The organism is Bacteroides sp. 43_46 (genome assembly GCF_001915455.1).
Lineage (GTDB): Bacteria > Bacteroidota > Bacteroidia > Bacteroidales > Bacteroidaceae > Bacteroides > Bacteroides caccae.
This window is the reverse complement of the sequence record NZ_MNQN01000056.1, coordinates 17998-20579: the sequence shown is the minus strand read 5'-3', so window position 1 is coordinate 20579 and position 2582 is coordinate 17998. Positions and strand designations below refer to the sequence as shown.

General features: G+C 49.2%; 1 protein-coding gene. It reads left to right on the top strand.

All coding sequences use genetic code 11. The annotated features are described in order from the left end of the window. Positions 1–2582 (top strand): beta-sandwich domain-containing protein (locus tag BHV72_RS05815; RefSeq protein ID WP_286855115.1); only part of this gene is annotated, 2582 nt, incomplete at both ends.

Sequence of the window (2582 nt, the reverse complement as noted above, 5' to 3'; positions counted from 1 at the left end):
CATGGATATGATTATAACCAACGTTTTGAGGACGGGGACCTGTCGGAAAACAAGGACTTGTTGGAATTGACCGGCCACTCTCCGCTTCACATGGTCTACCGCTATTACGGTACGGGAGACATAGGTGGTTCACCTACATTGGAGTCTGTACGTGCCGTAGAGAAAGGCCTGCAAGGCAATGGTCCGTTGCAGATTGTCAGTGCCACGAGTGACCGGATATATAAAGACTTCCAGCCTTACGCAAGCCATCCGGAACTGCCCAAGTTCAACGGTGAACTGTTGATGGATGTTCACGGTACCGGATGTTATACTTCCCAGGCTGCCATGAAGCTGTACAACCGTCAGAATGAGCTTTTGGGGGATGCAGCGGAACGCTCTTCCGTTGTAGCCGAATGGCTGAACCAGGCTTCCTATCCCGGAGCTGCATTGACTGAGAACTGGCAGCGTTTCATTTTCCATCAGTTCCATGATGACCTTACGGGAACAAGTATACCGCGGGCTTATGAATTCTCATGGAATGACGAGTTGATTTCCCTCAAGCAGTTCTCCGGTATTCTTACTTCCTCCATTGACGCTGTGGCAAGAAAGATGGATACCAGGGTGAAAGGGATACCGGTGGTGCTTTACAATGCGCTTGGATTCCAGGTTGCCGATATGGCAGAGGTGGAACTTGCCTTGCCAAAGAAACCGAAAGGGATTACCGTATATGATATGAATGGCCGGAAAGTGGCCGCCCAATTGCTGTCCTATGCTGACGGTAAAGCCAGACTCTTGATAGAGGCTATTGTGCCCGCTACCGGTTATGCGGTATATGATGTCCGTACTTCTGGTCCGTCGGCTGACACCCGGGTATCTGTGGATTCCAATGCATTGGAGAATTCCATTTATAAGATAACGCTGGATACAAAGGGTGATATCGTTTCGTTGTTTGACAAGAAGAACGGCAAGGAGCTGGTGAAACCCGGTAAATCCATTCGTCTGGCACTCTTCACGCAGAACAAGTCCTACATGTGGCCTGCTTGGGAGATCTTGAAGGAGACTATAGACCGGGAACCGGTTTCCATCACAGAGGATGTGAAGATGACACTGGTGGAGGATGGTGAGCTGCGCAAGTCACTCTGCATCGAGAAACGTTATGGAGAGTCACTCTTCAAGCAGTACATCCGTTTGTATGAGGGTAGCCGTGCCGACCGCATAGACTTTTACAATGAGGTGGACTGGCAGTTGTCCAATGCTTTATTGAAGGCCGAATTTCCTTTGAACATGGCAAATACGGAAGCCACCTACGATTTGGGACTTGGAAGTGTGAGGCGGGGCAACAATACGGAGACTGCCTACGAAGTCTATGCACAGTATTGGGCCGATTTGACTGACCGTAGTGGAAACTATGGCATATCTGTCTTGAATGACAGCAAATACGGCTGGGACAAGCCGGACGACAACACCCTCCGCCTGACCCTGCTGCATACCCCCGAAACAGACAAGGATTATGCTTACCAGAACCGCCAGGACTTCGGGCATCATTGCTTTACATACAGTCTGGTGGGTCATGCCGGTGGACTTGACAAGGCTGTCACCATAGAGAAGGCGGAGATATTGAACCAGAAGCTGAAAGCTTTCCGTACCGATAAACATAGGGGTACATTGGGTAAGGAGTTCTCTTTCGTCTCTTCCAATAACCGCAATGTCATTATCAAGGCATTGAAGAAAGCCGAGAACTCGGATGAGTATGTAGTGCGTGTCTATGAGATAGGCGGTGAGAAGGTGCAGGATGCGGTACTTTCTTTTGCAGGCGAAATTGCCAGTGCCTACGAAGCGGATGGCACTGAAAAGAGTATCGGTTCGGCCGAATTCAGTGGAAACGGGCTGTCTGTAAGTATAAAGCCTTATTCTATAAAGACATTCAAGGTACGTTTGAAGTCATCGGGCGAGGACGCTTATCAATTGCAGTATGCCTCTTTACCGTTGTCCTATAACTGTAAATGTTCCTCATTCAACGAGTTCCGCGGTGAAGCTGATTTTGAGTCGGGTTATTCGTTTGCGGCAGAACTGTTGCCCGAATCCCTGACTGTAAACGGGATTCCTTTCCAGCTCGGCGAGAAAGATGCCGCCAACGGAATGACGTGCAATGGTGATACTATTGTTCTACCGGAAGGTAAAAAGTATAATAAACTGTATTTTCTGGCTGCCGCTACGGACGGGGACTATGCCGCCACTTTCCGGTGCGGAGGGAACAAGAGTGAGGTCATTGTACCTTCCTATACCGGATTTGTCGGACAGTGGGGACATTCGGGACATACCAAAGGTTATCTGAAGGATGCCGAAGTGGCTTATGTGGGAACTCACCGCCACTCTCCTACAGCCGATGAGGCCTATGAGTTTACCTATATGTTCAAGTTCGGTGTTGATATTCCGGCAGGTGCTGCCAGCCTTATACTTCCGAAGAATGAAAAGGTTGTTCTTTTTGCTGCCACATTGGTGGAGGAAACTCTGAAACCCGTCCAGGTTGCCACTAGCTTGTTCCATACAGCCATCCGTGACAATGAGATGGAGTTGAACAGTGTGGAGGTGGAAAAAGAAAA